The sequence below is a fragment of the Aurantiacibacter sp. MUD11 genome (assembly GCF_026967575.1).
Lineage (GTDB): Bacteria > Pseudomonadota > Alphaproteobacteria > Sphingomonadales > Sphingomonadaceae > Alteraurantiacibacter.
The window spans coordinates 2,442,915-2,464,029 of record NZ_CP114054.1 but is presented as its reverse complement, the minus strand read 5'-3'; the positions used below and the strand labels follow the sequence as shown (position 1 = coordinate 2,464,029).

29 protein-coding genes are annotated in these 21,115 nt (G+C 65.4%); 11 read left to right on the top strand and 18 right to left on the bottom strand.

All coding sequences use genetic code 11. The features are described from left to right. Positions 1 to 4 precede the first annotated feature (4 nt). Complete coding sequence (gmk, locus tag OZN62_RS12250) at positions 5 to 649, top strand: guanylate kinase (protein WP_269100101.1); 645 nt, start codon at positions 5 to 7, stop codon at positions 647 to 649. On the opposite strand, the gene OZN62_RS12245 is transcribed toward gmk, so the two are convergent. Further along, positions 646 to 2,820 (bottom strand): S8 family peptidase, encoded by a 2,175-nt coding sequence (locus OZN62_RS12245; protein ID WP_269100099.1) that lies wholly within the window; start codon positions 2,818 to 2,820, stop codon positions 646 to 648. The genes gmk and OZN62_RS12245 overlap by 4 nt on opposite strands. 367 nt (positions 2,821 to 3,187) lie before the next feature. On the opposite strand from OZN62_RS12245, the gene dapD reads away from it, so the two are divergent. From dapD to OZN62_RS12230, 3 genes are all read left to right on the top strand, one after another. Beyond that, entirely contained in the window at positions 3,188 to 4,027 is an 840-nt protein-coding gene (dapD, locus tag OZN62_RS12240) for a 2,3,4,5-tetrahydropyridine-2,6-dicarboxylate N-succinyltransferase (RefSeq protein ID WP_269100098.1), read from the top strand. Between the two features lie 116 nt (positions 4,028 to 4,143). After that, positions 4,144 to 4,368, top strand: a complete 225-nt coding sequence (locus OZN62_RS12235; protein WP_269100096.1) for a hypothetical protein — start codon at positions 4,144 to 4,146, stop codon at positions 4,366 to 4,368. Between the two features lie 24 nt (positions 4,369 to 4,392). Continuing rightward, positions 4,393 to 4,824: a DUF1810 domain-containing protein gene (locus tag OZN62_RS12230; RefSeq protein ID WP_269100095.1), complete on the top strand. Its 432-nt coding sequence runs from the start codon at positions 4,393 to 4,395 to the stop codon at positions 4,822 to 4,824. Here the strand turns inward: OZN62_RS12230 and OZN62_RS12225 are convergent. Then, positions 4,821 to 6,074 (bottom strand): dipeptidase, encoded by a 1,254-nt coding sequence (locus OZN62_RS12225; RefSeq protein WP_269100094.1) that lies wholly within the window; start codon positions 6,072 to 6,074, stop codon positions 4,821 to 4,823. The two genes, OZN62_RS12230 and OZN62_RS12225, sit on opposite strands and share 4 nt — an antisense overlap. A 72-nt stretch (positions 6,075 to 6,146) precedes the next feature. Between OZN62_RS12225 and OZN62_RS12220 the strand changes: the two genes are divergently transcribed. Together OZN62_RS12220 and OZN62_RS12215 are read left to right on the top strand one after the other, a co-directional pair. After that, on the top strand, positions 6,147 to 6,584 hold the full coding sequence (locus OZN62_RS12220) for a cupin domain-containing protein (protein WP_269102179.1): 438 nt from the start codon (positions 6,147 to 6,149) through the stop codon (positions 6,582 to 6,584). Next, a complete protein-coding gene (locus tag OZN62_RS12215) occupies positions 6,581 to 6,994 on the top strand; it encodes a DoxX family protein (protein ID WP_269100093.1) in 414 nt (137 codons plus the stop codon). Before OZN62_RS12220 ends, OZN62_RS12215 begins: the two co-directional genes overlap by 4 nt. Here OZN62_RS12215 and OZN62_RS12210 read toward each other — a convergent pair. Next, entirely contained in the window at positions 6,982 to 8,427 is a 1,446-nt protein-coding gene (locus tag OZN62_RS12210) for a tetratricopeptide repeat-containing sulfotransferase family protein (RefSeq protein WP_269100092.1), read from the bottom strand. The two genes, OZN62_RS12215 and OZN62_RS12210, sit on opposite strands and share 13 nt — an antisense overlap. Before the next feature lie 276 nt (positions 8,428 to 8,703). Between OZN62_RS12210 and OZN62_RS12205 the strand changes: the two genes are divergently transcribed. After that, positions 8,704 to 8,952, top strand: a complete 249-nt coding sequence (locus tag OZN62_RS12205) for a hypothetical protein (RefSeq protein WP_269100091.1) — start codon at positions 8,704 to 8,706, stop codon at positions 8,950 to 8,952. A 31-nt stretch (positions 8,953 to 8,983) separates the two neighbouring features. Here the strand turns inward: OZN62_RS12205 and OZN62_RS12200 are convergent, their stop codons facing one another. The 3 genes from OZN62_RS12200 to OZN62_RS12190 all read right to left on the bottom strand — a co-directional run bounded on the left by OZN62_RS12200 (position 8,984) and on the right by OZN62_RS12190 (position 11,376). Next, the gene (locus OZN62_RS12200; protein ID WP_269100090.1) at positions 8,984 to 10,246 is read right to left on the bottom strand and encodes a gallate dioxygenase; all 1,263 of its coding nucleotides are present in this window, start codon (positions 10,244 to 10,246) and stop codon (positions 8,984 to 8,986) included. A gap of 226 nt (positions 10,247 to 10,472) precedes the next feature. After that, positions 10,473 to 10,724, bottom strand: a complete 252-nt coding sequence (locus OZN62_RS12195; protein ID WP_269100089.1) for an SWIB/MDM2 domain-containing protein — start codon at positions 10,722 to 10,724, stop codon at positions 10,473 to 10,475. A gap of 49 nt (positions 10,725 to 10,773) precedes the next feature. Then, positions 10,774 to 11,376, bottom strand: coding sequence for a YbhB/YbcL family Raf kinase inhibitor-like protein (locus tag OZN62_RS12190; RefSeq protein ID WP_269100088.1), 603 nt, complete (start codon positions 11,374 to 11,376; stop codon positions 10,774 to 10,776). Between the two features lie 228 nt (positions 11,377 to 11,604). On the opposite strand from OZN62_RS12190, the gene OZN62_RS12185 reads away from it, so the two are divergent. Further along, positions 11,605 to 13,029, top strand: coding sequence for a S41 family peptidase (locus tag OZN62_RS12185; RefSeq protein ID WP_269100085.1), 1,425 nt, complete (start codon positions 11,605 to 11,607; stop codon positions 13,027 to 13,029). Here OZN62_RS12185 and OZN62_RS12180 read toward each other — a convergent pair. Continuing rightward, complete coding sequence (locus tag OZN62_RS12180) at positions 13,023 to 13,430, bottom strand: COG3650 family protein (protein ID WP_269102178.1); 408 nt, start codon at positions 13,428 to 13,430, stop codon at positions 13,023 to 13,025. The genes OZN62_RS12185 and OZN62_RS12180 overlap by 7 nt on opposite strands. 88 nt (positions 13,431 to 13,518) lie before the next feature. On the opposite strand from OZN62_RS12180, the gene OZN62_RS12175 reads away from it, so the two are divergent. After that, on the top strand, positions 13,519 to 13,983 hold the full coding sequence (locus OZN62_RS12175; protein ID WP_269100084.1) for a BLUF domain-containing protein: 465 nt from the start codon (positions 13,519 to 13,521) through the stop codon (positions 13,981 to 13,983). Between the two features lie 16 nt (positions 13,984 to 13,999). Here OZN62_RS12175 and OZN62_RS12170 read toward each other — a convergent pair whose 3' ends face one another. The 3 genes from OZN62_RS12170 to OZN62_RS12160 all read right to left on the bottom strand — a co-directional run bounded on the left by OZN62_RS12170 (position 14,000) and on the right by OZN62_RS12160 (position 15,627). After that, entirely contained in the window at positions 14,000 to 14,416 is a 417-nt protein-coding gene (locus OZN62_RS12170) for a DUF6491 family protein (RefSeq protein ID WP_269100081.1), read from the bottom strand. Positions 14,417 to 14,496: 80 nt separating this feature from the next. Next, entirely contained in the window at positions 14,497 to 14,955 is a 459-nt protein-coding gene (locus OZN62_RS12165) for a DUF3429 domain-containing protein (RefSeq protein WP_269100080.1), read from the bottom strand. Between the two features lie 99 nt (positions 14,956 to 15,054). Beyond that, the gene (locus tag OZN62_RS12160) at positions 15,055 to 15,627 is read right to left on the bottom strand and encodes a fasciclin domain-containing protein (protein WP_269100079.1); all 573 of its coding nucleotides are present in this window, start codon (positions 15,625 to 15,627) and stop codon (positions 15,055 to 15,057) included. A gap of 369 nt (positions 15,628 to 15,996) precedes the next feature. Between OZN62_RS12160 and OZN62_RS12155 the strand changes: the two genes are divergently transcribed. Then, complete coding sequence (locus OZN62_RS12155) at positions 15,997 to 16,335, top strand: DUF962 domain-containing protein (RefSeq protein WP_269100078.1); 339 nt, start codon at positions 15,997 to 15,999, stop codon at positions 16,333 to 16,335. A 6-nt stretch (positions 16,336 to 16,341) separates the two neighbouring features. Here OZN62_RS12155 and OZN62_RS12150 read toward each other — a convergent pair whose 3' ends face one another. Both OZN62_RS12150 and OZN62_RS12145 read right to left on the bottom strand, forming a co-directional pair. Then, positions 16,342 to 16,569 carry a hypothetical protein gene (locus OZN62_RS12150; RefSeq protein ID WP_269100077.1) on the bottom strand — a complete coding sequence of 76 codons (228 nt, stop codon included), beginning with the start codon at positions 16,567 to 16,569 and terminating at the stop codon, positions 16,342 to 16,344. 18 nt (positions 16,570 to 16,587) lie between these two features. Next, positions 16,588 to 17,808, bottom strand: a complete 1,221-nt coding sequence (locus OZN62_RS12145; protein WP_269100075.1) for a S8 family serine peptidase — start codon at positions 17,806 to 17,808, stop codon at positions 16,588 to 16,590. Positions 17,809 to 18,034: 226 nt separating this feature from the next. Here OZN62_RS12145 and OZN62_RS12140 point away from each other — a divergent pair, with 226 nt between their 5' ends. Then, on the top strand, positions 18,035 to 18,559 hold the full coding sequence (locus OZN62_RS12140) for a hypothetical protein (RefSeq protein WP_269100073.1): 525 nt from the start codon (positions 18,035 to 18,037) through the stop codon (positions 18,557 to 18,559). Here OZN62_RS12140 and OZN62_RS12135 read toward each other — a convergent pair. The 6 genes from OZN62_RS12135 to OZN62_RS12110 form a co-directional block, all read right to left on the bottom strand. Then, positions 18,556 to 18,954 (bottom strand): DUF6491 family protein, encoded by a 399-nt coding sequence (locus tag OZN62_RS12135; protein ID WP_269100072.1) that lies wholly within the window; start codon positions 18,952 to 18,954, stop codon positions 18,556 to 18,558. The two genes, OZN62_RS12140 and OZN62_RS12135, sit on opposite strands and share 4 nt — an antisense overlap. 98 nt (positions 18,955 to 19,052) lie before the next feature. Next, positions 19,053 to 19,391, bottom strand: coding sequence for an HPF/RaiA family ribosome-associated protein (locus tag OZN62_RS12130; RefSeq protein ID WP_269100070.1), 339 nt, complete (start codon positions 19,389 to 19,391; stop codon positions 19,053 to 19,055). 124 nt (positions 19,392 to 19,515) lie between these two features. Beyond that, positions 19,516 to 19,755: a hypothetical protein gene (locus tag OZN62_RS12125; protein WP_269100069.1), complete on the bottom strand. Its 240-nt coding sequence runs from the start codon at positions 19,753 to 19,755 to the stop codon at positions 19,516 to 19,518. 101 nt (positions 19,756 to 19,856) lie between these two features. Continuing rightward, on the bottom strand, positions 19,857 to 20,069 hold the full coding sequence (locus OZN62_RS12120) for a cold-shock protein (RefSeq protein ID WP_269100068.1): 213 nt from the start codon (positions 20,067 to 20,069) through the stop codon (positions 19,857 to 19,859). Between the two features lie 204 nt (positions 20,070 to 20,273). Beyond that, complete coding sequence (locus OZN62_RS12115) at positions 20,274 to 20,465, bottom strand: hypothetical protein (RefSeq protein ID WP_269100067.1); 192 nt, start codon at positions 20,463 to 20,465, stop codon at positions 20,274 to 20,276. A gap of 159 nt (positions 20,466 to 20,624) precedes the next feature. After that, complete coding sequence (locus tag OZN62_RS12110) at positions 20,625 to 21,101, bottom strand: anthrone oxygenase family protein (RefSeq protein ID WP_269100066.1); 477 nt, start codon at positions 21,099 to 21,101, stop codon at positions 20,625 to 20,627. Between the last annotated feature and the right edge of the window lie 14 nt (positions 21,102 to 21,115).

The following is a 21,115-nucleotide window of genomic DNA, read 5'->3' as shown; positions in this document are numbered from 1 at the left end:
GGGCATGACCGAATCCACTTCTTCCCAGCCGCTCGCCCGTCGCGGGCTCATGTTCATCCTTTCCTCGCCATCGGGCGCAGGGAAGACCACCATCGCGCGCAAGCTGCTGGCGGACGTGGACGGGATCGGCATGTCGGTATCGGTCACCACCCGGCCCAGGCGTCCGGGCGAGGTCGAAGGAAAGGACTACCATTTCGTCGATCAGTCGACCTTCGACCGGATGGTGGAGGATGGCGATTTCCTCGAATGGGCGAAGGTTTTCGGCAATTGCTACGGAACCCCCAAGGCGCAGATCAAGGCGGGGCTGAAGGCCGGCCAGGATTTCCTGTTCGACATCGACTGGCAGGGTACGCAGCAGCTCTACCAGCGCATGGAAGTCGACGTGGTCCGCGTCTTCCTGCTGCCGCCAAGCATCGCCGAGCTTGAGCACCGCCTGCGTTCGCGCGGGACCGACAGCGAGCAGGTAATCCAGGACCGCATGGACCGCGCCCGGTTCGAAATCAGCCACTGGGACGGTTACGACTACGTGGTCATCAACGACGACATCGAACGGTGCTACGAGAAGGTGCTGACCATCCTCGAGGCCGAGCGAATGAAGCGCGCGCGGCAGACCGGCCTGGTCGATTTCACCCGCTGGCTGATGAGCTAGAAGCGGCGGCTCCAGCGGAAGGCTGCGCCCAGGTCATCGGGCGCGTTCTCATAGTGACCCGGCTCCCGGCGGATGAAGACACTCGCCGCCGCCTCGCCGCCCAATAGTTCCCCCCGCCAGGTGAGTTCTCCTGCCAGTTCGCGTCCTTCCGGAGCGAGATTCAGGCGCTGCACGGAATATCCGGGCTGCAGGGTCTCGTAGCTGAAGCTGCTCGGCAGGCTAAGGTTCAGACCGCCCGTGGACACCCGCAGGGGCTGCGACACGCGCAAGGCCAGCCGGTCGAAGTCCGCGAAGACGCCGGTGCGCTGGAGGTCGAGCGACCAGGCGCTGCTGGTGAGGTCGGAGCCGTCCGCCAGCAGGGCCGCGCGGCGCAGTCGGGTGAACCCCTGCCGCCATCCCGCGCCCAGGCGCCAGTGTTCGGCCAGAGCCAAGCCCATGTCGGCATCGAGGAACAGCGTATCGCTGCCCGCAAGGCCGAAGCCCTCGTGGAAGCGCGCACCCAGCACGGTGCGATCCTCGCCCGTCCAGGTCAGTCCCAATGCCGCGTCGAGCGAGCCGAAGCGCCGGTCCAGCGCCACGCCGAAGCTGGCAAGGTCCTCTTCCGCGCGCCGCCCGCGCAGTTCGGCGGCGCGGCGCTGGTTGGCCGCGGTGATGGTGGAGCCGGTCTCGGCGCTCACCGTCAGACCCCAGGCGCCCAACTGGCGACGCAGCGCAATGGCGGTGTCGGTCTGCGCGATGATGCCGGTCTGGCCCGCCGCGCCGGTGGCGATCATGAAGGCAGGGCGCTCGCGCCCCTGCAAACCTGCCACAAGCCCCTCTGCTCCCTGGCGATAGCCGAAGCCAAGCTGCATCTCCGGATCGAGCTGCAAGGCCACTCTTGCCGCCAGTACCCGCGCCTGTTCAGCATCCTCGCTACGCAGGTGCAGTGCCTCGGCCCGCGGCGGCTGCCGCCCGGTCGCGTCGATGGAGAAGGCCACGCTCGCCCGCGTGGAAGCGGCGGACAGGTGACGCATGGACCGACCGATGGCTCCGTGCAGCCGCTCCGGCACCTCGGCGCCGCGCAGCGTTCCGGCAAGGTCGGTCTGGAAAGCGCGCTGGTAGCGGTCGGTAATCAGCGTGGGAATGGAAGCGGTGGTGAAGGCATCACCCATGGCCGGGGAACCGGTCGCAGTGCTGTCGCCCAGCGCCAGCGCCGTGCTCTCCCCTGCCAGTTGCGTCGTGCCGATGGGCTGGAAGGCCGCAGCGATGTTCAGGATGCCCTGCCCGTAAATCCCGTCATCGCCCATGACGCCGGCATCGAAGGCGCTCTCGAACAGGATTTCGGCAATCTCGGTGCCCGTCAGGTGCGGAAAGGCCTGCGCCAGCAGCGCGGCCGCCCCGGCGATCTGCGGCGCGGCGAAGCTGGTGCCGGAAAACAGGAAGGCGAAGCCCTCGTCATCGACGAAGATCTCGCCGTTCTCGTAAACGCAGCAGATCGCCTCGCCCCGCGCCGCGAGGAAGAAGGCCGGATTGGCCCCGGGGCGGTTGGAGAAATCGGAGATCACGTACTGCTCGTCGACCGATCCGGCGACGATGACGCCGCCATTGCCGGCATTGGCGAACTGGCGCGCGAAGTCGGTCAGCTCGCCCTGGCCGTCGTTGCCCGCGGCCACCACCACCAGTGCACCTGCCGTCACCGCATCGCGGATGGCATTTTCCAGCTCCACCGTGATGCCGCCCGGACCGCCGAGCGAGATATTGATGACCCGCGCATCGTTGGCGACGGCATAGGCGATCGACTGCGCAATGGCGGTGTCGGTGAAGCCGCAATCCGAATTGGGGTTCTGCAAATTGTCACCCGCGCAAGAGCCGGGCTCGTCGGCGCGGATCGCCAGCACCGTGGAATTCCACGCCATGCCGAGGATGCCGGTATCGTCGCGGCCCGCCGCCGCCACCAGCGAGACAAGGTTCCCGTGATCGTCCGGCCCCTCCAGCCCGCGCGTGCCGAAAATGTCGGTCGAGGCGGCGGACAGGCGACCAGCAAATTCGGGGTTGTCCGGATCGATACCGGTATCGATCACCGCGATGGTGACGCCGGCGCCGGTAAAACCGTCGAGCCAGGCGCTGGCCGCATTGTGCTGGCCGGGGCCATCCGACAGGCGGAATTCGCTGGTGTCGAACTGGGCGGGCACCGAAGCGACCGGGAAGGCCGGACTGCTCGGGGTCGGGGTGGGAGTTGGTATGGGGCTTGGCGTGGGTGTTGGTGTGGGCGCCGGGGCGGGCGTCAGCACCGGACCACCACCACCGCCCCCACAGGCAGACAGCAGCGCCACCGCTGCCACCAGCGATGCGTGATACCGGTGTTTCCGCCGAAGTGCCTGTGTCTGCGGTTCCAAAGTCAGCCCTTGCGCAAGCCGTATACCTGCCCGTTTACAGCGTAACCGGGGCTGAATGGCCAGCCGAAAGGCGCGCCCGGGTGGCTTGCCACCTTGTATGCCGGCGCGCGACGGGCTAGCCGCGCTGGCAAAGCACATTCGACTTACAGGGAGCCAGCCGCATATGTCCGCCGAACTCGAAGCCTTGATCGAAGAGGCCTGGGAAAACCGCGCCGAGGTAACCCCCGCCAGCGCCGAGGTCCGCGCCCCTGTGAAGGAAGCGCTGATCATGCTCGACAAGGGTGAGGCCCGCGTGGCGGAACCGGACGGCAATGGCGGCTGGAAGGTCAACCAGTGGCTGAAGAAGGCAGTCCTGCTGTCCTTCCGCCTCAACGAGAACCGCGTGACGGAGAACGGCTCTGCCGGCACGCCTGCTTACGACAAGGTGCCCAGCAAGTTCGCCGGGTGGGGCGCGGCGCGCTTCGCCGAAGCCGGTTTCCGCGTGGTTCCGGGTGCCATCGTCCGGCGCGGCAGCTTTATCGGCAAGAACACTGTGCTGATGCCCAGCTTCGTCAACATCGGCGCCTATGTCGACGAGGGCACGATGGTGGATACCTGGGCGACGGTCGGCTCCTGCGCGCAGATCGGCAAGAACGTGCATATCTCGGGCGGCGCCGGCATCGGCGGCGTGCTCGAACCGCTGCAGGCAGGCCCGGTGATCATCGGCGACGGCGCCTTCATCGGCGCCCGCGCAGAAGTGGCAGAAGGCGTCCGCGTGGGCGAAGGCGCGGTACTGTCGATGGGCGTCTACATCGGCGCCTCGACCAAGATCGTCGATCGCGAGACCGGCGAAGTGCATCGTGGCGAAGTTCCGCCCTATGCCGTGGTCGTGCCCGGCACCCTGCCCGGCAAGCCGCTGCCCGACGGGTCGCCCGGTCCCAACCTGTACTGCGCCGTCATCGTGAAGACGGTCGATGCGCAGACCCGCTCCAAGACCGGTATCAACGACCTTCTGCGCGACTGAATCCGCCCTTACCGGCGACACCTGCTTTGGTCTGTAAACCGCAGTTCTGCGGAACTTCCGTCCTGCGTGGCCGTAATTTTACCAAAGGGTCCGACTTTGGACGAAAGGTAAAAGCCATGAGCGAAGAGATTAACGGCGAAGTCCATATCGACGAACAGGATGCCGCTGCCGGCTCCAAGGAAGGCGTAGTGCGCCGGGTGCTGCTGATCAGTCTGCTGGCCGCCATCCTGATCCTGTCGGCCATCTGGATTACTGGCGCGCTGACGCAGGACGAGGGCGAAAGCTCCGCCACCGCGACTGACTATTCCGCGGATACGCCGGAGAACCCGGCTGGTGAATAGCCGCAGTTCCGCCCGTCATCGGGGATGACGCAAGGCTCCGGCCTGGAGCGCTTCGTGCGCGCGCAGGCGGGCATCTATCCCAGTGCTTTGGCCGAGCTTCAGGCAGGCCGGAAGCAGACGCACTGGATGTGGTTCGTCTTTCCGCAAATCGCGGGGTTGGGGCTGAGCCAGACCTCCCGCCTTTATGCGATTGACGGCAGGGACGAGGCCCAAGCCTATCTCGACCACGACTTGCTGGGGCCGCGCTTGCGTGAATGCACCCGGGCCATGCTCGCGCACGCCGGGAAACGGACACCGCTGCAAGTCCTCGGCCCCATCGACGCGCTGAAATTCAGGAGCTCGATGACCCTGTTCGAGGTCGCCGACGGGGAAGGCTCGGTGTTTTCCGAAGCACTGGACGAACTGTGCGGCGGTGAGCGCGACGCAGCGACGCTGGGCCTGCTGGACGCGCCCTAGTCTGCCGGGCTTTCCAGCGGCTCCATGTCCGCCAGCGCGGCGGCGCGATCTTCCGCCGCACGCATCACCCGCAGCATGTTGCGATAGGCGATCGCCTCCAGGTCAGCCTGCGAATAGCCGCGCCGGGCCAGTTCGGTGAACAGCGCAGGGTAGCCGGTCACGTCCTCCATGCCGACCGGGCCGCTGGCCATGCCGTCATAGTCGCCGCCGATGCCGATATACTCGATCCCGGCGATCTCGCGCACGTGGTCGACATGGTCGGCCATGTCGGAAATCGTCGCCGGGGGCGTGGGATTGGCTTCGTCCCACTCGGCCATGCCGGCTTCCACCAGGTCGGGGCGGCCCTGCCACCAGGCCTGCAACCGCGCCTGCTCCGCCTGCCGCGCCGCATACCAGATGCGCTGCGCCTCGCTGAGGTAGCCGGGCAGACCCACCACCATCACGATGCCGCCGTTCTCCGGCAGGCGGGCGAGCACGTCGTCCGGCACGTTGCGAGCATGGCCATTCACCGCCTTCGCGCCGGAGTGGCTGAAGATGACCGGCGCCTCGATGGCATCCAGAGTGTCATGCATGGTCTCGGGCGAGACGTGGCTCAAGTCCACCAGCATGCCCAGCCGTTCCATCTCGCGCACCACCAGCACGCCGAACTCGGTCAGGCCGCCATGCGCGGGCGCATCGGTGGCGCTGTCGGCCCAGGGCGTGTTGCGGCTGTGGGTCAGCGTCATGTAGCGCGCGCCCAGTTCGTACATCTGCCGCAGCACGCCGAGGCTGGACCCGATCGAGTGACCGCCCTCCATCCCGAGCAAGGACGCGATGCGTCCCTCCGCGACCGCCGCTTCCACGTCGTCTGCCGTCAGCGCCAGCGCCAGTTCGTCGGGATAGGCATCAATCAGGCGCCGGGTGACGTCGATCTGCTCCATGGTGTTGACCACCGCCTGCGGTTCTTCCAGCGCGGCGGGGACGTAGACTGACCAGAACTGCGCCCCGACCTTGCCTTGGCGCAGGCGCGGCAGGTCCGTGTGCATCTCGCCGGGCGTCCAGGCATCGCCTTCCAGCGTGTCGTTGAAGTCGAAATCGGCCAGCACATTGCCATGGCGGCCGCGCAGCCGGCCGGGCACGTCATTGTGGCCATCCCAGACGGGCGCCGCTTCCAGCGCGGCGCGAGCGACATCTTCGGGCGCTTCCTGCGCAGCGGCGGGCGCGGCGAGCAAGGCGGCGGCAATGGCGGCGAGACAGGTCTGGCGGATCATGCGAACTCCTGTAGGGATCGGAATGTTGCCCGCGACTATGCCGCCGTGGGCCAAGTGCGCAAGGGAGGGATGATGACCAGCGCCCAGGAGCTGATCGCCAGGCTTGGACTGGAGCAACACCCGGAAGGGGGCTGGTTTCGCGAAACCTGGCGTGCGGAAGCTGCCGCAGGCGAACGCGCCAGCGGGACGCTGATCTACTTCCTGCTGGAAGCGGGCCAGAAATCGCACTGGCACACGGTCGATGCCGCCGAGATCTGGCTGTGGCACGGTGGCAATCCGCTGCAGCTTTCGATCAGCGATCCGGCCAATCCCGCTGTCGAACACCACCGCCTCGGCCCCGACGTGGCCGGCGGCGATCTGCCGCACTACGTCATCCGGCCGGGTGACTGGCAGGCAGCCGAGCCTTTGCCGGGAGAGCATGACTATACGCTAGTCTCCTGCGTGGTTTCGCCCGGCTTCGACTTCGCCGGATTCACCCTCGCCCCGCCCGGATGGCATCCGGAAGCATGATCCGCGTCGCGCTGCGATACCTGCTGGCGCTGTTCTACGCCTACGCCGGGTACCGTCACCTCGTCGGGCCCGAACCGTTTCTGACAATCACGCCCGGCTGGGTGCCCTTCCCCGAAGCCGTGGTGTTCTGGACCGGCATTGCCGAAATCGCCGGAGCCATCACCCTGGCACAGCCGCTTTCACGCCGCCTGTTGCAGGCTGGCGCGATCGGGCTGGCGCTCTACGCGCTGTGCGTCTGGCCGGCGAACGTGAACCACATGCTGATGGACATGGCGCGCGAGGACGGGGGATGGGGCATGGCCTACCACGTGCCGCGCATGATCGCGCAGCCGCTGATCATCTGGCTGGCGCTGTGGACTGGGCTGGTGATCGACTGGCCCTTCGGCAAGCGAGGCGCTCAGCCGAAATAGGCCTCCATGAAGGGCTGCATCTGCGCGCGGTAGCGGTCGGCTGACCCCACCCTGGCGCGGCTGACCGGTTGCCGGACCTGCGCCGTACTGGCGGTGCTGACCGCGCGCCGGGTTTCATGCGGAACGAAAACCTCCTGCTCCTGCGGCAGCCCGCAATGGGCAAGGATGCGGCGCGTCCAGACAGCTGGCTGTTCGGCCAGTTCTTCCAGCGGGACCACCAGCAGCTTGTCGCCCAGCACTTCCTGCCAGTGCGTGCGCAGGCGGTCCTCGATACGGAACTGCCAGGCAATGTCTTCGAGGTCGCAGGACCAGCCGAAGGCGGCGGGAAAGTAGGTGCGGAAGCAGGAAAAGGCGCAATCGATCCGGTCGCGTGTGAGCCAGACCAGCGGAGCGTCAGGCAAGGTCGCTGCGGCGAGGCCGATGAAATGCGAGGTGTCGAGCGACTTGTCGACCACCCTTCCCGCTGCCGGGAAGCGTTCCGCCAGCAGGTGGCTCCAGAGCCGGGCAGCGCGTGCCGCCTCGTGCCTGGCAAGGTAAGCCTCGATCGCTGGCATCGTGTTGCTGCGCACATCGCTCGCCAGCATGCGCAGGCGGCTGATCTCGGCACCGTCCGCCACCTTTGAGTGACTGGCGAGGATCTGCTCGACCAGCGTCGTGCCCGAGCGCGGCAGGCCGGTCACGAAGATCGCGCGGTCGGTCGGCTCCGACTGCTGCTGCGCAATCGCCTCGATGGCTTCCGCCGTGAACCCTTCCAGCGAGGCTTCCGCCCGCTTGTTGGCGCTCTCCCGGTCGTAGGGTTGGAGAGCGCGAGCCATGGCGGCACCGCGCGCGAAGGCGGCGAAAGCGGCATCGTGATCGCCCTGCGCGGCAAGCGCGTTGCCCAAGGCGTGACAATAGGGGGCGGCTTGCTGGGGCGGCGCCCCTGCCATCCGATCATGTGCAGCCACGATCGCATTGGCGAGGTCGGTGTCCTCGGCAAGGTCGATCGAAGCCGAAAGCGACAGCCAGGCCGCTCCGTGGCGCGGGTCCAGCCGGACCGCCCGCTCCAGTTGCGCCCGCGCCTGCTCCATGTCGCCGAGGTAGAGCGCCACCGTGCCCAGGCTGTAGGCGTTCGAGGCTGGGTCCGGCACATTTTCCGGCAAGCTGCGCATGATCTCGCGCGCCTCGGCCAGGGCGCCGGCCTGCTCCAGCAAGGCGACCTTCAGGTAGATCGCCGCCGGCGCATGGCCGCGTGCTTCGACGAACAGGTCTATCGCCTGCCGCGCCAGGGTAACTTCGCCATGGCCCAGCGCCAGGTCTGCCAGCGACCGCCACTGTTCCCCCATCGGCGCGCGCAGCGAGACCAGTTTGCCGATCGCCCAGACCAGCCGCTCCCGGTCGCGCAGCTGCATGGCGGACTGCAAGTCCTGCACATGCCGCGCAGCAGCCGCCATTTCGCGGGTATTCGATGGGTGTATGCCGGAAGGCGGATACAAGCGGCTGACCTTGGTCTGGCGATCGGGGGGTGTGCGCCCTAGTTCCAGCTTATCAGCGACTTAGCCGCAAGGAGAGAAGTGTCGCAGTTTGTAACCCGGCGCGCAGCGTGCCCAAACCGGCCCTGCAACAAGCCATTTGCGATGCGCGGTGAACAGGCGCATAGATTGCATCGGGGGCGGATAACGGCTCGACACAGAGCGAGCTGCAACAGTCTGCCTTGTGGGAGGGACTGTATGAAGGGCAATGCCGGTAGGGGACGACGGACTCCTATCCAGCTTCGCGCCGAGCTACTGCAATTCATCGAGCCCGAGGACAACGGCCGCGCGCGGCCGCGCGGGCCGTACCGGCGTCAATGGAGCGAGCGCGACCTGCGCCGGGCAATCGCGATCGCCAAGCGCGCCGGGCTGTGCCGGTTCCGGGTCGAGATAACGCCCGAAGGCACGATCTCGCTGGTTGTCGGGGCCAGGCCCGGCAGGCGCTGAGCGGCAGAGACCAGCCCAGCGCCGCTGGCGATCAGTCTTCCTTGCCGGCCACGCCGTAGTTGATGCTGGCGTTGCGGGTCTTCTGGAATTCCGGAACGCTCATGCCCTTCATCGCGGCATAGATGTCGATGTTGCCGATACCGGTCACCGCGCCGAGCTTTTCCAGCATGAAGAAGATTACGCCGTAATGGATCATGCCGATCCAGTCGCGGCGGCGGACCAGGTCCTTCTCTTCCTCGGTAAGGCCACCCTTCTCGTAGGCAGCTTCCTCGTCCTCGCGGAACAGCTTGCGCATTCCTGGCTCGGTCAGCGAGTGCAGGAAGTGGTTCAGACGGAAGCCCTTCACGCTGCGTTCGATGGTGAAGGGATAGGTGCCTTCCATGTCGGCGGCGCCCTTCCAGTCCCACTCGATACGGTCGCGCAGCGCTTCGTCGGATTCGGGCGGCGGGGCGACGTCGCCCTTGTCGTCCATCACCATCGTGGCAATCGCGCACATGGAGGGGAGGAAGTAGCTCTTGTGCTTGAGCTCGACCTCTTCCGACAGGGCGCCGCGCATCATCAGCCACATGACGACTTCCGCGCCTTCCCAGCCGCCCAGCTTGGCCAGCTCGGCGATCGGGTAGTCGAGCAGGCTCTCGGGGTTCTTCTCGAGCTTCTCCATGAACTCATGGTCCCACTCGGGGTTGTTGAAGCCGCAGCCTTCGCCATGGACCTGGTGCGACAGGCCGCCGGTGCCGGCAATCGCCACCTTGATGTCCTTGGGATAGGACTGGATCGCGCGGCGCAGGCTCTTGCCGAACTTGTAGAAGCGGCGCGCACTGGGCAGCGGCACGGTCAGCACGCCGCACACCACCGGCAGCAGCTTCACAGCCCAGCCGTCGTCGTCGTAGTCGACCATCACCGACAGCGGCGAGAATGCGCCGTGGTCGAGGTTCTTGCCCTGGAAGTAGGACAGGTCGAATTCGTCGGCGACCATCACCTTGGCCACGTGCTGGGCGAATTCGGGATCGCCGTCGATACCGGGAATGTCACGCGGGCCACCGCCCTCGTCAGCCGCTTCGAAACGGGCACCGACACCCAGCGCGAAGTGGCTGTAGTGGTCGAAGAACGAGGTCATGTGATCGTTGTAGATGTAGATCAGCACATCGGGCTTCTTCTCGCGAAACCACTCCTGCACCGGCTCGTAACTTTCAAAGATCGGTTTCCAGACAGGGTCGTCCTGCTTGCCGCCGTCCTTGGCGAAAGCGATGGTGGGAGTATGCGATGTGGCGACGCCGCCGACGATCTGGGCCATTTCGAATGCCTTTCCTCTGTGCAGCCGCTCTTCCGGCCTGCCTTATGTCTTGTTGCCACATTGCCATGTGGGCCCGCATTGCGGCAAGTCAAAACCTACAGAAATGCGAATTCTTCGGATATGTGAACCGCATTTATCTCGCGCAGACGAAAGCGGGCGAGCAGCTTGCGCCACTCGCCCGCCAGTGCAGGTCGCCTTGCGGCGCCCTGCTAAGCCATAGGCTCGATCAGCTCATGTGCTTGGAGACGGCACCCGTCATCTTGAACATGGAAATCTGATCGTTGCCGATCACCGCGCCGAGCTTGGCGTCGGGGTTGATCATCCGCTTGTCCTTGGAATCCTGCAGGCCGTTGGCCTTGATGTGATCCCACACCTTGCTGGTAACCTGCGCACGGGTCATCGGACCCTTGCCGACCACGGCTTCCAGCTGCGGCGTCAGGTTCACCGGCTTGTTGAGCGCGTTGTTCTTGGCAGCCATTTCCTTGGTATCCTTTCAGTCAAATAGCCGGACAGGGTCTTAACACCCTTCAATCGTCCGCGTCTTCATCATCCCAGTCGTAATCCCCGCCTTCTTCACGGGCGTATTTACCCGTCAAAAGGGCCAATCCCACGACGTGGCCTTTCATTTCCGCTTCCAGCTCCTCGCGACTTGCGCCGGGCATCAGCACCAGCGGCAGGTCCAGCGCGAACAGCTGGAAGACGTAGTCATGCGGATCGACACCCGTCGGCGGGTCAGGCAGCAGCCATTCGGAATTGCCGAAGCTGTTCTTGCCCACACGCTGCGGCGTCTCGCCTTCGAGGATCTGCCCCTTCTGGCCGGGCATGCCCCAGACCAGCCAGTGACAGAAAGGCTTTTCTCCCGGCGAATCAGCATCTTCTACCACCAGCACCAGTTCCTGGGTACCCGGTGGCGGCGCTGTCCATTCAAGAGGTGGTGCGACCGCATCTTCCTCGTCCGCCGTGAAGGAGGGATCCAGCTCGCCGCCATTGGCGAAGGCCGCGGACGAAAGCGTGAAGCCGGACTTGCCGACCAGCCCATCCGCCCCAAGGCGCGCAGCGACCAGCCGGCCATGCCCCTCGCGCACCGTTCCAAGTGCTGCCGAAAGCCAACCGGGAATCGTGTCTGCCATGGTGAATCTCTACTCCTGCAAGTTCGGAAGATGCCTCGCTGTGCCGCTTGCGCCCAGTCATTTCAAGGCTTGCCGCCGTTCATCCTGTCGAAGGATTAGTTCTGGCAGCACCTTCCCACAGGTAAACCCGGTGGTTGGGGTGCAGCGCTTGCCTAGCCCCTATCGTCGGGTTACCCCTGCAACAAAGCGGACGGCCATCGCAAAGGCCTCAAAAGTCGGGACATTTTCATGCGCACTTCGAAGCTTGCACTTTCCATTGCTTGCGCCGCCATGGTGGCAGCCTGCGGGGGCGGGGGCTCTCCCACGCCCACGGCAACCGCCGGCCCGACGCCGACCCCGACACCCGCTCCGACGACTTCGGCCTGTTCGCTGGCCTCTCGCCAGGATGTCACGCGGGACGTGATCGACGAGTGGTACCTGTTCCCCGACCTGGTCGACACGACGGTCATTCCCGGCAATTTCAATGACCTGCAATCGTACATCGATGCGCTGGTCGCCCCGGCCAGGGCGGAGAACAAGGACCGCTTCTTCAGCTATGTCACCTCGATCGAGGAAGAGAACGCCTTCTTCAACGGCGGGGCCAGCGCCGGCTTCGGCTTCCGGCTGATCTACGATACGACCAACCGCCGCGTGTTCATCGCCGAAACCTTCGACAGCACCCCCGCCCTTGGCGCCAATATCGAGCGCGGGACGGAACTGATCTCGGTCGGCACCAGTTCCAGCAACCTGGTGACGATCAACAGCCTGATGGCCACCGGCGGCCCGCAAGCGGTGATCGACGCGCTCGGCCCCTCCGATCCGGGCATCACCCGCGTGTTCCGCATCATCGATGCCAGCGGCGTCGATCGCGAAGTGAGCATCACTAAGGCGGAATATTCGCTCGACCCCGTACCGCGCTACGGCGCACAGATCATCAACGATGGCGGCAAGCAGGTGGGCTACATCCGCCTGACCAACTTCATCAACGATGCGATCGACGAACTGCGCGATGCCTTCGCCGATTTCCGTGCTGCAGGCGTCACCGAGCTCGTGATCGACCTGCGCTACAACGGCGGCGGCGGAATCAACGTCAACGAATTCTTCGGCGACATGCTGGCGCGCGACCTGAACGGACAGGTGTTCGAGACCATCGCCTTCCGCGACAGCAAGGCCGCCAACAACGAGACATACCGCTTCCAAGCGCGGCCGGAATCAGTGGCCCCGACGCGAATTGCCTTCATCACCACCAGCGGTTCGGCCTCGGCCAGCGAAGCGCTGATCAACGGGATGCAGCCCTATCTCGGCAACAACCTCGCGATCGTCGGCCAGAACACCTTCGGCAAGCCGGTGGGCCAGTCCGCCTTCGACATCGCCGCTTGCGACGACCGCTTGCGCATCGTCACCATCAAGCTGGAAAACGCCGACGGCCTGGGCGAATACTTCAACGGCCTCGCCGCGACGGTGCCCAACAGCTGCCGCGCTACCGACGACATCTCCCGCAACTTCGGCGATCCGCAGGAAGACATGCTGGCAACCGCGCTGGACTTCCTCGCCGGTCGCTCATGCACGCCGATTGCCGGTGGCCCGGCCACGACGCAGTCGATCGGTCGCCAGCTGCTGCAGCCCGAACGGCCCAGCACCGTGGCGCATCACGAGACGCCCGGCGTCTACTGACCGGCGGTAGCGCAGCCTTCGCGGTGCTCGCTGCCGATCTGCAAGGTCGCCACGAAGGGGTAGATCCGGTCGCTCATGCCATCCGAGCACTCGGCGGGCGTGATGGCGAGATCGAATGCCTGCCCGTCCAGTGCACCGCTGAACGACAGGCCGCCGCGCCCGGCAAAACGGGTGACGGGGATCGTGGTACCGTCGATATTGTCAGGGGTGGAATAGGTCAGCCGGTCCCCGATCACCGATCCGCCCCAGAAAGGTTCCGTGCCAGTAAAGCGGATGAGTTCGTCCTCGGCGATTTCAGCATAGGCGGCGGTGTCGGAGGCGTCGCCGGGCACTGTGCTGTCGCTGCCCTGCTGGCAGGCCGCCAAGGTGAGAATGGCGGTGACGGCCAGGGTGGTTTTCATCACGCGTGAATGCTCCATTGCAAATGTGATTTGGCATTTGGGTTCGCTTGGGGCCATATAGCGCCCGCGTACCATGCCGGGAGGGGACATGCTGTCGCTGATTTATGTGAGTGTCGCAAGCGCGGGGCTGACTGCCGCCGACGTGACAACGTTGGCGGAACGCGCCGCCGCCAACAACGCAAAGCATGACGTCACCGGCATGCTTGCCTATAATTCGCAAAGCTTCATGCAGCTGCTCGAAGGGGACGGGGCACACGTCCTTTCGATCATGCGCAGGATCGAGCAAGACGACCGGCACGGCTCCATCACCTACATCCGTCAGCATGATCGCGAGCATCGCGAATGCCCCGATTGGTCGATGCGGTCGCTGGTTACCCCGATGACCGGCATCGGCAGCGCCAATGTCTTCACCAAGTCACTGCCCGAAGCGATGGATCTCGACACGAAGATCCTGTTCACCAGCTTCGCCTCGACGCTGACGGAAGAACAGGCGGCGCAATATGCCGAGCGCGAACAATCGACGATGTGGGACCTGAAGGCCGACAACGACTAGCGCCCGCGGCGATCCCCTAGTCCCTCGTCCTGCCAAGCACACGCACCGGACAGCGATCGAAATCGCCGCGCATCACGTTGGGCACCAGCAGCATTTCCAGCTGGCCGGTGCAGACACTGCCCGATCCGCGAACGTCGAGCGCGATCTGCTGGCTGAAGTCCAGTTCGGGACAGGTTCCCCGTGTTTCCAGCAACCAGCGTTCGGATACACCGGTCGACACCCAGATGCGATCATCGCCACCAGGGCTGGACGGAGCGTGCGAGAAACCGTTGACCTCGCGGGCGAAGAAACAGGCGCGCTCGGTATCGAGTTCGGCGAGCGTTGCATCGTATTCGTCGCTGGCGGGCTCCTCCATCGGTGCGCAGGCGGCCAGGCCGACGGCGCCGCAGACAGACAGGATGCAAGCTGCAACGGGGTGGGTGTAACGGGGCATTCTTCCTTCTCCTCAAAGGCCCACTTCATACGCCGGCGGAATGCTCTGCACACTGCTGAAACGTGCAGGCCAAGCTTTCGCTACAGCGCTAGCGCTGCCACGCCGAGCGCAATCGTCAGCCCGCCGAGGCTCAGCGACAGCGGGATACGCAGGCGCATCCACCACACGGGGCGGATCGTGACCAGCCGCGCGTCGACCAGCGGCGTGACCAGCAGGGCCGCGCCCAGTGCGAGCAGCGACGGACCGGGCCAGCTTGCCCCGAACACCCACGGCAGGAAGGTCGCCAGGGCGAACAGGCTGGGCGTGACAGCCGCTACCCACAGCCAGCCGGGGGCGTTACGCCCCTCGTCCGGGGCGGCGGCGGCCAGCCCCCACCACAGCCCGCCGAGGAAGCCGAAGATCAGCGCCGCATAGGCCCAGCCGATCGCCAGTGCGCTCCATTGCCATTCGGGCGGACCGAACCAGGCAGCCAGCACACAGGCAAGCTGCGGCAGGATACCGGCATAGCCGAAACGGCGGGGCATGGGCGGCACGATCATGCGTCGAGGGTCCTTAAGTCTGCTTTTCCTGGCGCAGACATAAAGGGGCGGCGGCCCGCTGGCCACCGCCCCCGTTGCCGTTCTCGAAGGGGAGTGAGCTTACGGCATCAAAACGGTGTCGATCACGTGGATCACGCCGTTGGAGGCGTCCACGTCGGTCGCGGTGACATTGGCAGTGTTGCCCTGCGCATCAGTCAGCACCACGCCGCCATCGACCACGCTGGCGACCAGCGTGCCGCCGTTGACGGTCTCGACGCTGTAACCGGCCTCGCCCGCGCCTTCGATCGCAGCGAGCAGGTCTGCGGCCATCACTTCACCGGCCACGACGTGATAGGTGAGAATGGCGCCGAGCTGTTCGGTCTCAGTCGTGGTCAGCGTCTCGACGGTGCCTTCGGGCAGGGCATCAAACGCAGCGTTGGTCGGCGCAAACACCGTGAACGGGCCTTCGCCGGCCAGCGTGTCGCCAAGGCCGGCAGCGGTGACCGCGGCAACCAGCGTGCCGAAATCTTCGTTGCCCGAAGCCACATCGACGATGGTGCCCGGAGTGGCAGTCTCGTTGGCCATTTCATCGGCCATGGCATCGTCGGTGGTCGCTTCATCGGCGGCGCCGCCGCAAGCAGCAAGCGCGAGGGCGGAGCCCAGCATCAGCGGAGTAAGAAACTTCTTGGTCATGTCGGTCCTCTCTGGATCGGTTGCTCTTGACGCGAGGAACCTAGGGATCGACCGGCGGCGGTGTAGATGGACGAAAGCGGGATGGACGAAAGTGGGTAGGAACCTTTCGCCCGTCAGCGCTTTGCCGCTCTTCCCGCCGCATTGCCCGCACGCTCCGTACCAGGCGGTTTGGATCGACTCGGCAAGAGGGTGTACAAGCACACTCATGCAATGGACCGGCGACGCAGCGCAGCGCCCGGTCCTCGAGCCCGCCGGACAGCGGGTAACGCCAGGCATGGCGGTAGATCGCACCGACGCCTTAGCGGAGCCGGTGCGATCCTCGTTAAGGCACCTTGCGCCCGTTTCCCGATTGGCGCAGCATGGCTCCCTATGAGCGAGCGTTATTCCACTTTCGCCGAGTTCTGGCCCTTCTACCTGCGCGAGCACGCGCTGCCCAAGACGCGGGCGTTGCACTATGTCGGCACGGCGCTGGTCTTTGCAGTGGCGATCTTTGCCCTGGTGACGGGGCGCTGGTGGTTCCTGCTGGCAATGCCGTTGGCGGGGTACTTCTTCGCCTGGCTGGCGCATTTCACCGTCGAGAAGAACCGTCCGGCAACCTTCACCTATCCGGCGTGGAGCCTGGCTGCGGATTTCCGCATGTTCTTCCTCTGGCTGACCGGCCGGCTTGGGCCGGAGCTGGAAAAGGCGGGCGTCAGGGCACCGCGCTAGTCGGGCTTACTGCAGGGGCGAATCCGGCGGGGCGATCTGCACCGGCGTATCGACATCGACGCTGAGGAATTGCGGCATGCTGCGCAGCTTCTCCAGGTCACAGTCCTCCGCCTCGCCCAGGATCATGCCCAGCTCTTCCAGCAGCTGCTTCACGTCGACCCGGTTCTCGCTCAGCACCTTGCGCACTTCGGTCAGCGAAGCGTCTGGCGCGAGGATGAAAATCAGGTCGACCATGGTGCAAATATGGGGCCGTCAGGGTGCCTGCACAAGGCCGGCGCCCACGTCCGTGGCCGGGTGCGGCAGCGACCGGGCGAGCGCCTGCAACCTGTCCGCCAGGGCCTGTCCGCGCAGCGTCGGGTCCGACTGTGCCAGCAGTGCGGCAACGCCCGCCACATGCGGCGTCGCCATGCTGGTACCCGACCAGCTGGCATGGAGCCGCGGGCGCGGCAGGCTGGAGAATACGCCGACGCCCGGCGCGGCGATCTCGATCTTCCCGCCATTGGAGAAGCTGGCGACGTCCAGCCGGTTGTCGAGCGCGGCCACTGCCACCGCTCCCGGCGAGTTTGCCGGCGCGCCGGTGGGCACAATCTGGCCGGGCCGCCTGCTGTCGTTTCCCGAAGCCGCGATCACCAGGCTGCCCGCCGCGAGGGCGCGCTGCATGGCAGCGGTATAATACCCCTGCACCGGAATGGCCGCGCCCAGCGACATGGAGATCACCTCGCAATTATTGGCGATCGCCCAGTTGATCCCCGCGAGGATGCCCCCTGCCGAGCCGGAGCCGCTGTTGGACAGCACCTTGCCGGCGAAGATCTCCGCCTCGTGCGCAATGCTGTAGCGCGGCACGCCGCCGTCGGGAGCGTAGGGCCCGCAGGCCGTGCCGATGCAATGCGTGCCGTGGCCGTGGCCATCCTGCACGGACTGACCGGGAATGAAGGAGGCCGAGGTCATCGGTCGCCCAGCGAAATCCGGGTGCCCCAGGTCCATCCCGGTATCGAGCACGGCGACCTTGATCCCCGCGCCCGTCCAATTGGATCCCAGCACGCGCGTCGCCTGCAGGCCCCAGGTGGCATCGGCATTGTCTTCGATCGCGTTGATGGCGAAGGCGAAGGTCTCGGGCTCGATCATGAACTCACCCTGCGGCCCTTCGCGCCTTTCCATCCCGCCTACGGCTGCGGCGCCGAAGTCTTCCACGGCCGACGGCACGAGGATGGCGAGGTGCAGCTGCTCCAGCACCAGGCTGGCGGCATCGCCCATCTTCTCGCGCGTGGGCATCTCGTCGCCGAAGTCGCTGGCAACGGCCGCCGGGCCGAAGCTCGCCAGCTGGGCGGTCATGCCCTGCACGTCCAGTTCCTCGTCGAAGGTGACGATCTGGCGACCGGTGAACGGCGCCTGCCCGCTCGCCAGCGCTTCTTCCAGCAGCTGGTCGGGCGAGGCGTTGAGATCGAATGCGGCAGCGTCGTTGGTATCGGGCATGGTTTCCCTCCTGTGTTTGACAGGAGAGGGCTAGGCCCCCGCCAAGGGATTGCGCGTGACGCCTGTCACGCCAGACGCGATTTCGCGGCGAGGGATGCGGCAGGGTGACGCGCCGCCTCAGTTACCTGACAGGCACCTGTGAACCCCGTTCGGGGCGCGTTCACACTGCCCCTGACAGCTTGCGAGGCAGTTCGATGCGATGGACCTTGCAGGGGAGGACCAGCACATGAAGCGTACAACACGAACCACTCGTCGTTCATTTCTCGCGCGCGTCGCGGGCGCTGCCGCGGTCGGCACCGGCCTTTCCGGCTGCACGACGCTGGGGGCCGGCACGGATGCCGATGCCGGGCCATATGCCGACCCGGTCGGCTACGGGCGGGGCTACAATGGCTACAACGCCTACAACTCCGGGATCACCGACGCCGACAGCGGTGCCTATGCCGATCCGGCAGGCAACGGACAGGGCGGCTATTACAACTCCGGCATTACCGACAGCGATAGCGGCAGTTACGCCGATCCCGCCGGCAACGGACGCGGACGCGGCTACAACACCGGCGTGACGGACAGCGACAGCGGCAGCTATGCCGACCCTGCCGGACAAGGTCGCGGGCGCGGCGGCTATGGCTCCGGAGTCACCGACAGCGATTCCGGCCGCCATGCCGACCCGGCGGGCCAGGGACGCGGACGCGGGATCACCGACAGCGACTCCGGTCGCCATGCCGATCCGGCCGGGCGCGGCCGAGGGCGTTAGCCCTCGTCTTCCTCGATCATCTTGCCAAGCACGCGGGCGGAGCAGCGATCGGGCCGTCCACCGGCAGTACGGGGGATGACCAGGTCGACCACGTCGCCGGTGCAGACCGCGGACTGATGATTGGGATCGATCCCGATCTGCCATGACCAGTCTAGGTCCGGGCAGGTGCCCAGCGTTTCCAGCAGGAAGCGGTCACGCACCCCGGTCCTGACGTAGAGCCGGTCGCCGCGCGGGCCGTCGGGCGCCTCGTTGTAGCCGTTGACCTGGCTGACGAAGAAGCACTCGCGCTCGGTCGACAGGTTGGCAATGGGCTCGGGTTCCTCCTGCCCGTCATAGACGCAGGCAGCAGTGGCCAGCACGGCCAGGGGGGCAAGCAACAGGGTCAGTTTGTGCATCGCATTTCTCCGGTGGTAACAGCGTATTACTGCACCCCCGGACAGCAGAAGACATTGACGCGTCTCAAAGTCTCACGGACACCGCCGACTCTTCGGAACTAGTCCTCGCTTGGCGGAACCTTGGTGTGGCGATCGGCCTTGCCGAAGTGGTGGTCGAGCCGGCTGGCCAGCTTGTCCGCTGCCAGCCGCGCCGCCGTGTCGACATCGCCAGCATGGGCCGTTACGCCGATCGGACCGCCCGAACGCGGCCGCGCCTCGATGGTGCAGGACTTGTCGTCTCCGCCACCCTTGCGCGCATTCTCGTCGCGCACGTGGACTTCCAGTCGGGTAAGCCGCTCTGCATGCCGCTTTAACTTGTCGCGCACCACGCCCTCGATCCGCTCCGCGACATTGTCGGTCCCCATGACCGAGGAATCGGAATTGAACTGGACCTGCATGGCGGTAACTCCTTCTGCCTAATTCTCATTTGGGTAACAGAGATGGAGAGCCAGTCCAGAAAATGCCAGTGCCCTGGTCGCTGGTCCGCCTGCATAAAGCGGGATTTGGCGCGCAAGCGAAGTGTTACTCGTCGGGATTTCCCTCGGACAAGCGGGCTTCAAGCATCTCGGCCTCTATGCGCAGCCGACGTTCTTCCTTCGCCTTCACGCGATCTTCCTCAACCTTGCGTGACTGTTCCGCCAGACCCCGCCAGGTTTCCTCGGCGCGCAAGTGGCGGTCTCGGACGTTTTCCAGCGTGGCATCTTTCGCGTCCGTCGCAGCCTTCTCGGCCTGTTCCATGTAGAACTGGTAACCCTGAGACATGGCAATCCTTCCTCGTGCGGGCTTCCTGAAAGACGGGAGCGACCCTTGAGCCGCCCCCGCCCTCGAATCCACCCTCCCCCCAAGGGCGGGAAGATCAGGGATTAGTCGGCGGCAGAAAGGTTGATTGCGCTTTCCTTGCCATTGCGCCCCATCTCGACCTCGTAATTGAGGCGCTGCTCCTTATCGAGCGTCTGCATGCCGGCAGCCTGAACTGCGCTGATGTGAACGAAGCTGTCGCTCGAACCATCATCGGGCTGGATAAATCCATAACCCTTGTCGGTGTTGAAGAATTTCACTGTGCCAATCTTGGCCATTTGTTGTTCCTTTCGAGAACGTAAGTGTTGCCACGCCGCGACGTGCAGCATGGTCGTGCGTCAAATCGTCATCGAAAAGGAAGTCGTCGTCTGGTTTGCGCCGGGGCCGAAAATGGGCAAGCGGCGGTCGGCAAATCTCGAAGTCCGTCGCAAATATCGACGTTCAGCACGCCGTGCATAGCGACTGCGGCCTTGCATGGCCAATCATTCTTTCGGCGGCCGGGGTTCGTCAGTCCAGTGATACCGCGGCAGACCGGCCGAAATCCGGAGTTTCCGGATACGTTCGGCGTAATATCCCACCAGATCGAAATAGGTTTCGCGATCCCGCATCGTGCGCGCACTTCGCTGGTTGAACAGCGCGCGCTGGTGGTTGGCGAGCAATTCGTTGAGGTCCATCGCTTAATCCTTTGGCGACCGCGCGCTCGGTCCGTTCATGGACGTCGTCACGCGGGCTAAAAGGCGAAAAGGATGGAGAGTGGCGCTTCGTGCAAACAGCCCAGGCCGTCAATCGCGTCTCATAGCTGAAGGCTGTATAGCATAGAGTTGCCTTGGCAGCTAATTCATACTCCAAACCAACATCACCATTGCCACACAGCACGCCACTGTCCGAACGTGGTTCAGCCGCGTCCAGCGGACAAGGTAGTCCCGCCACACTGCGCGTCCTTGCTCGGTCACGGGGTCGGCGGCGTCGAGCTGATTGTTGAGCGGGACATTGCCCGCGGCGGTCACCGCGAACATGCCCAGCACGTAGGTCGCGGCTCCGGCCACCATGGCCCAGGGATCGTCTCTCGCGAGGCCCAGCAGTCCCAGCACCACCAGCGCCGCGCAGGCGAGCGTGGAGAGGAAGAACAGTGGCAGGAAGGGGCTGCGCAGGATCACGCGGTTTATCGACTGCATCGCCCGCATCCCCGCCTCGTCCCCCAGCTCCGCGAAGGATCGCATCGCGAAGGTGGTGAAGGTAAAATAGACGCCTGCCATGATCCCTGTGCTCAGCACCGAGAACCACAGCAGGCCGTCAACGATCAGTTCCATGCAATTTCCCCCCC

What these genes read in the sequence shown, in the direction of transcription:
- gmk (WP_269100101.1), top strand. Translation starts at nt 5, where the DNA reads ATGACCGAATCCACTTCTTCCCAGCCGCTCGCCCGTCGCGGGCTCATG.
- dapD (WP_269100098.1), top strand. Translation starts at nt 3,188, where the DNA reads ATGTCCGCCGAACTCGAAGCCTTGATCGAAGAGGCCTGGGAAAACCGC.
- OZN62_RS12235 (WP_269100096.1), top strand. Translation starts at nt 4,144, where the DNA reads ATGAGCGAAGAGATTAACGGCGAAGTCCATATCGACGAACAGGATGCC.
- OZN62_RS12230 (WP_269100095.1), top strand. Translation starts at nt 4,393, where the DNA reads ATGACGCAAGGCTCCGGCCTGGAGCGCTTCGTGCGCGCGCAGGCGGGC.
- OZN62_RS12225 (WP_269100094.1), bottom strand. Translation starts at nt 6,074, where the DNA reads ATGATCCGCCAGACCTGTCTCGCCGCCATTGCCGCCGCCTTGCTCGCC.
- OZN62_RS12220 (WP_269102179.1), top strand. Translation starts at nt 6,147, where the DNA reads ATGACCAGCGCCCAGGAGCTGATCGCCAGGCTTGGACTGGAGCAACAC.
- OZN62_RS12215 (WP_269100093.1), top strand. Translation starts at nt 6,581, where the DNA reads ATGATCCGCGTCGCGCTGCGATACCTGCTGGCGCTGTTCTACGCCTAC.
- OZN62_RS12210 (WP_269100092.1), bottom strand. Translation starts at nt 8,427, where the DNA reads ATGGCGGCTGCTGCGCGGCATGTGCAGGACTTGCAGTCCGCCATGCAG.
- OZN62_RS12205 (WP_269100091.1), top strand. Translation starts at nt 8,704, where the DNA reads ATGAAGGGCAATGCCGGTAGGGGACGACGGACTCCTATCCAGCTTCGC.
- OZN62_RS12200 (WP_269100090.1), bottom strand. Translation starts at nt 10,246, where the DNA reads ATGGCCCAGATCGTCGGCGGCGTCGCCACATCGCATACTCCCACCATC.
- OZN62_RS12195 (WP_269100089.1), bottom strand. Translation starts at nt 10,724, where the DNA reads ATGGCTGCCAAGAACAACGCGCTCAACAAGCCGGTGAACCTGACGCCG.
- OZN62_RS12190 (WP_269100088.1), bottom strand. Translation starts at nt 11,376, where the DNA reads ATGGCAGACACGATTCCCGGTTGGCTTTCGGCAGCACTTGGAACGGTG.
- OZN62_RS12185 (WP_269100085.1), top strand. Translation starts at nt 11,605, where the DNA reads ATGCGCACTTCGAAGCTTGCACTTTCCATTGCTTGCGCCGCCATGGTG.
- OZN62_RS12180 (WP_269102178.1), bottom strand. Translation starts at nt 13,430, where the DNA reads ATGAAAACCACCCTGGCCGTCACCGCCATTCTCACCTTGGCGGCCTGC.
- OZN62_RS12175 (WP_269100084.1), top strand. Translation starts at nt 13,519, where the DNA reads ATGCTGTCGCTGATTTATGTGAGTGTCGCAAGCGCGGGGCTGACTGCC.
- OZN62_RS12170 (WP_269100081.1), bottom strand. Translation starts at nt 14,416, where the DNA reads ATGCCCCGTTACACCCACCCCGTTGCAGCTTGCATCCTGTCTGTCTGC.
- OZN62_RS12165 (WP_269100080.1), bottom strand. Translation starts at nt 14,955, where the DNA reads ATGATCGTGCCGCCCATGCCCCGCCGTTTCGGCTATGCCGGTATCCTG.
- OZN62_RS12160 (WP_269100079.1), bottom strand. Translation starts at nt 15,627, where the DNA reads ATGACCAAGAAGTTTCTTACTCCGCTGATGCTGGGCTCCGCCCTCGCG.
- OZN62_RS12155 (WP_269100078.1), top strand. Translation starts at nt 15,997, where the DNA reads ATGAGCGAGCGTTATTCCACTTTCGCCGAGTTCTGGCCCTTCTACCTG.
- OZN62_RS12150 (WP_269100077.1), bottom strand. Translation starts at nt 16,569, where the DNA reads ATGGTCGACCTGATTTTCATCCTCGCGCCAGACGCTTCGCTGACCGAA.
- OZN62_RS12145 (WP_269100075.1), bottom strand. Translation starts at nt 17,808, where the DNA reads ATGCCCGATACCAACGACGCTGCCGCATTCGATCTCAACGCCTCGCCC.
- OZN62_RS12140 (WP_269100073.1), top strand. Translation starts at nt 18,035, where the DNA reads ATGAAGCGTACAACACGAACCACTCGTCGTTCATTTCTCGCGCGCGTC.
- OZN62_RS12135 (WP_269100072.1), bottom strand. Translation starts at nt 18,954, where the DNA reads ATGCACAAACTGACCCTGTTGCTTGCCCCCCTGGCCGTGCTGGCCACT.
- OZN62_RS12130 (WP_269100070.1), bottom strand. Translation starts at nt 19,391, where the DNA reads ATGCAGGTCCAGTTCAATTCCGATTCCTCGGTCATGGGGACCGACAAT.
- OZN62_RS12125 (WP_269100069.1), bottom strand. Translation starts at nt 19,755, where the DNA reads ATGTCTCAGGGTTACCAGTTCTACATGGAACAGGCCGAGAAGGCTGCG.
- OZN62_RS12120 (WP_269100068.1), bottom strand. Translation starts at nt 20,069, where the DNA reads ATGGCCAAGATTGGCACAGTGAAATTCTTCAACACCGACAAGGGTTAT.
- OZN62_RS12115 (WP_269100067.1), bottom strand. Translation starts at nt 20,465, where the DNA reads ATGGACCTCAACGAATTGCTCGCCAACCACCAGCGCGCGCTGTTCAAC.
- OZN62_RS12110 (WP_269100066.1), bottom strand. Translation starts at nt 21,101, where the DNA reads ATGGAACTGATCGTTGACGGCCTGCTGTGGTTCTCGGTGCTGAGCACA.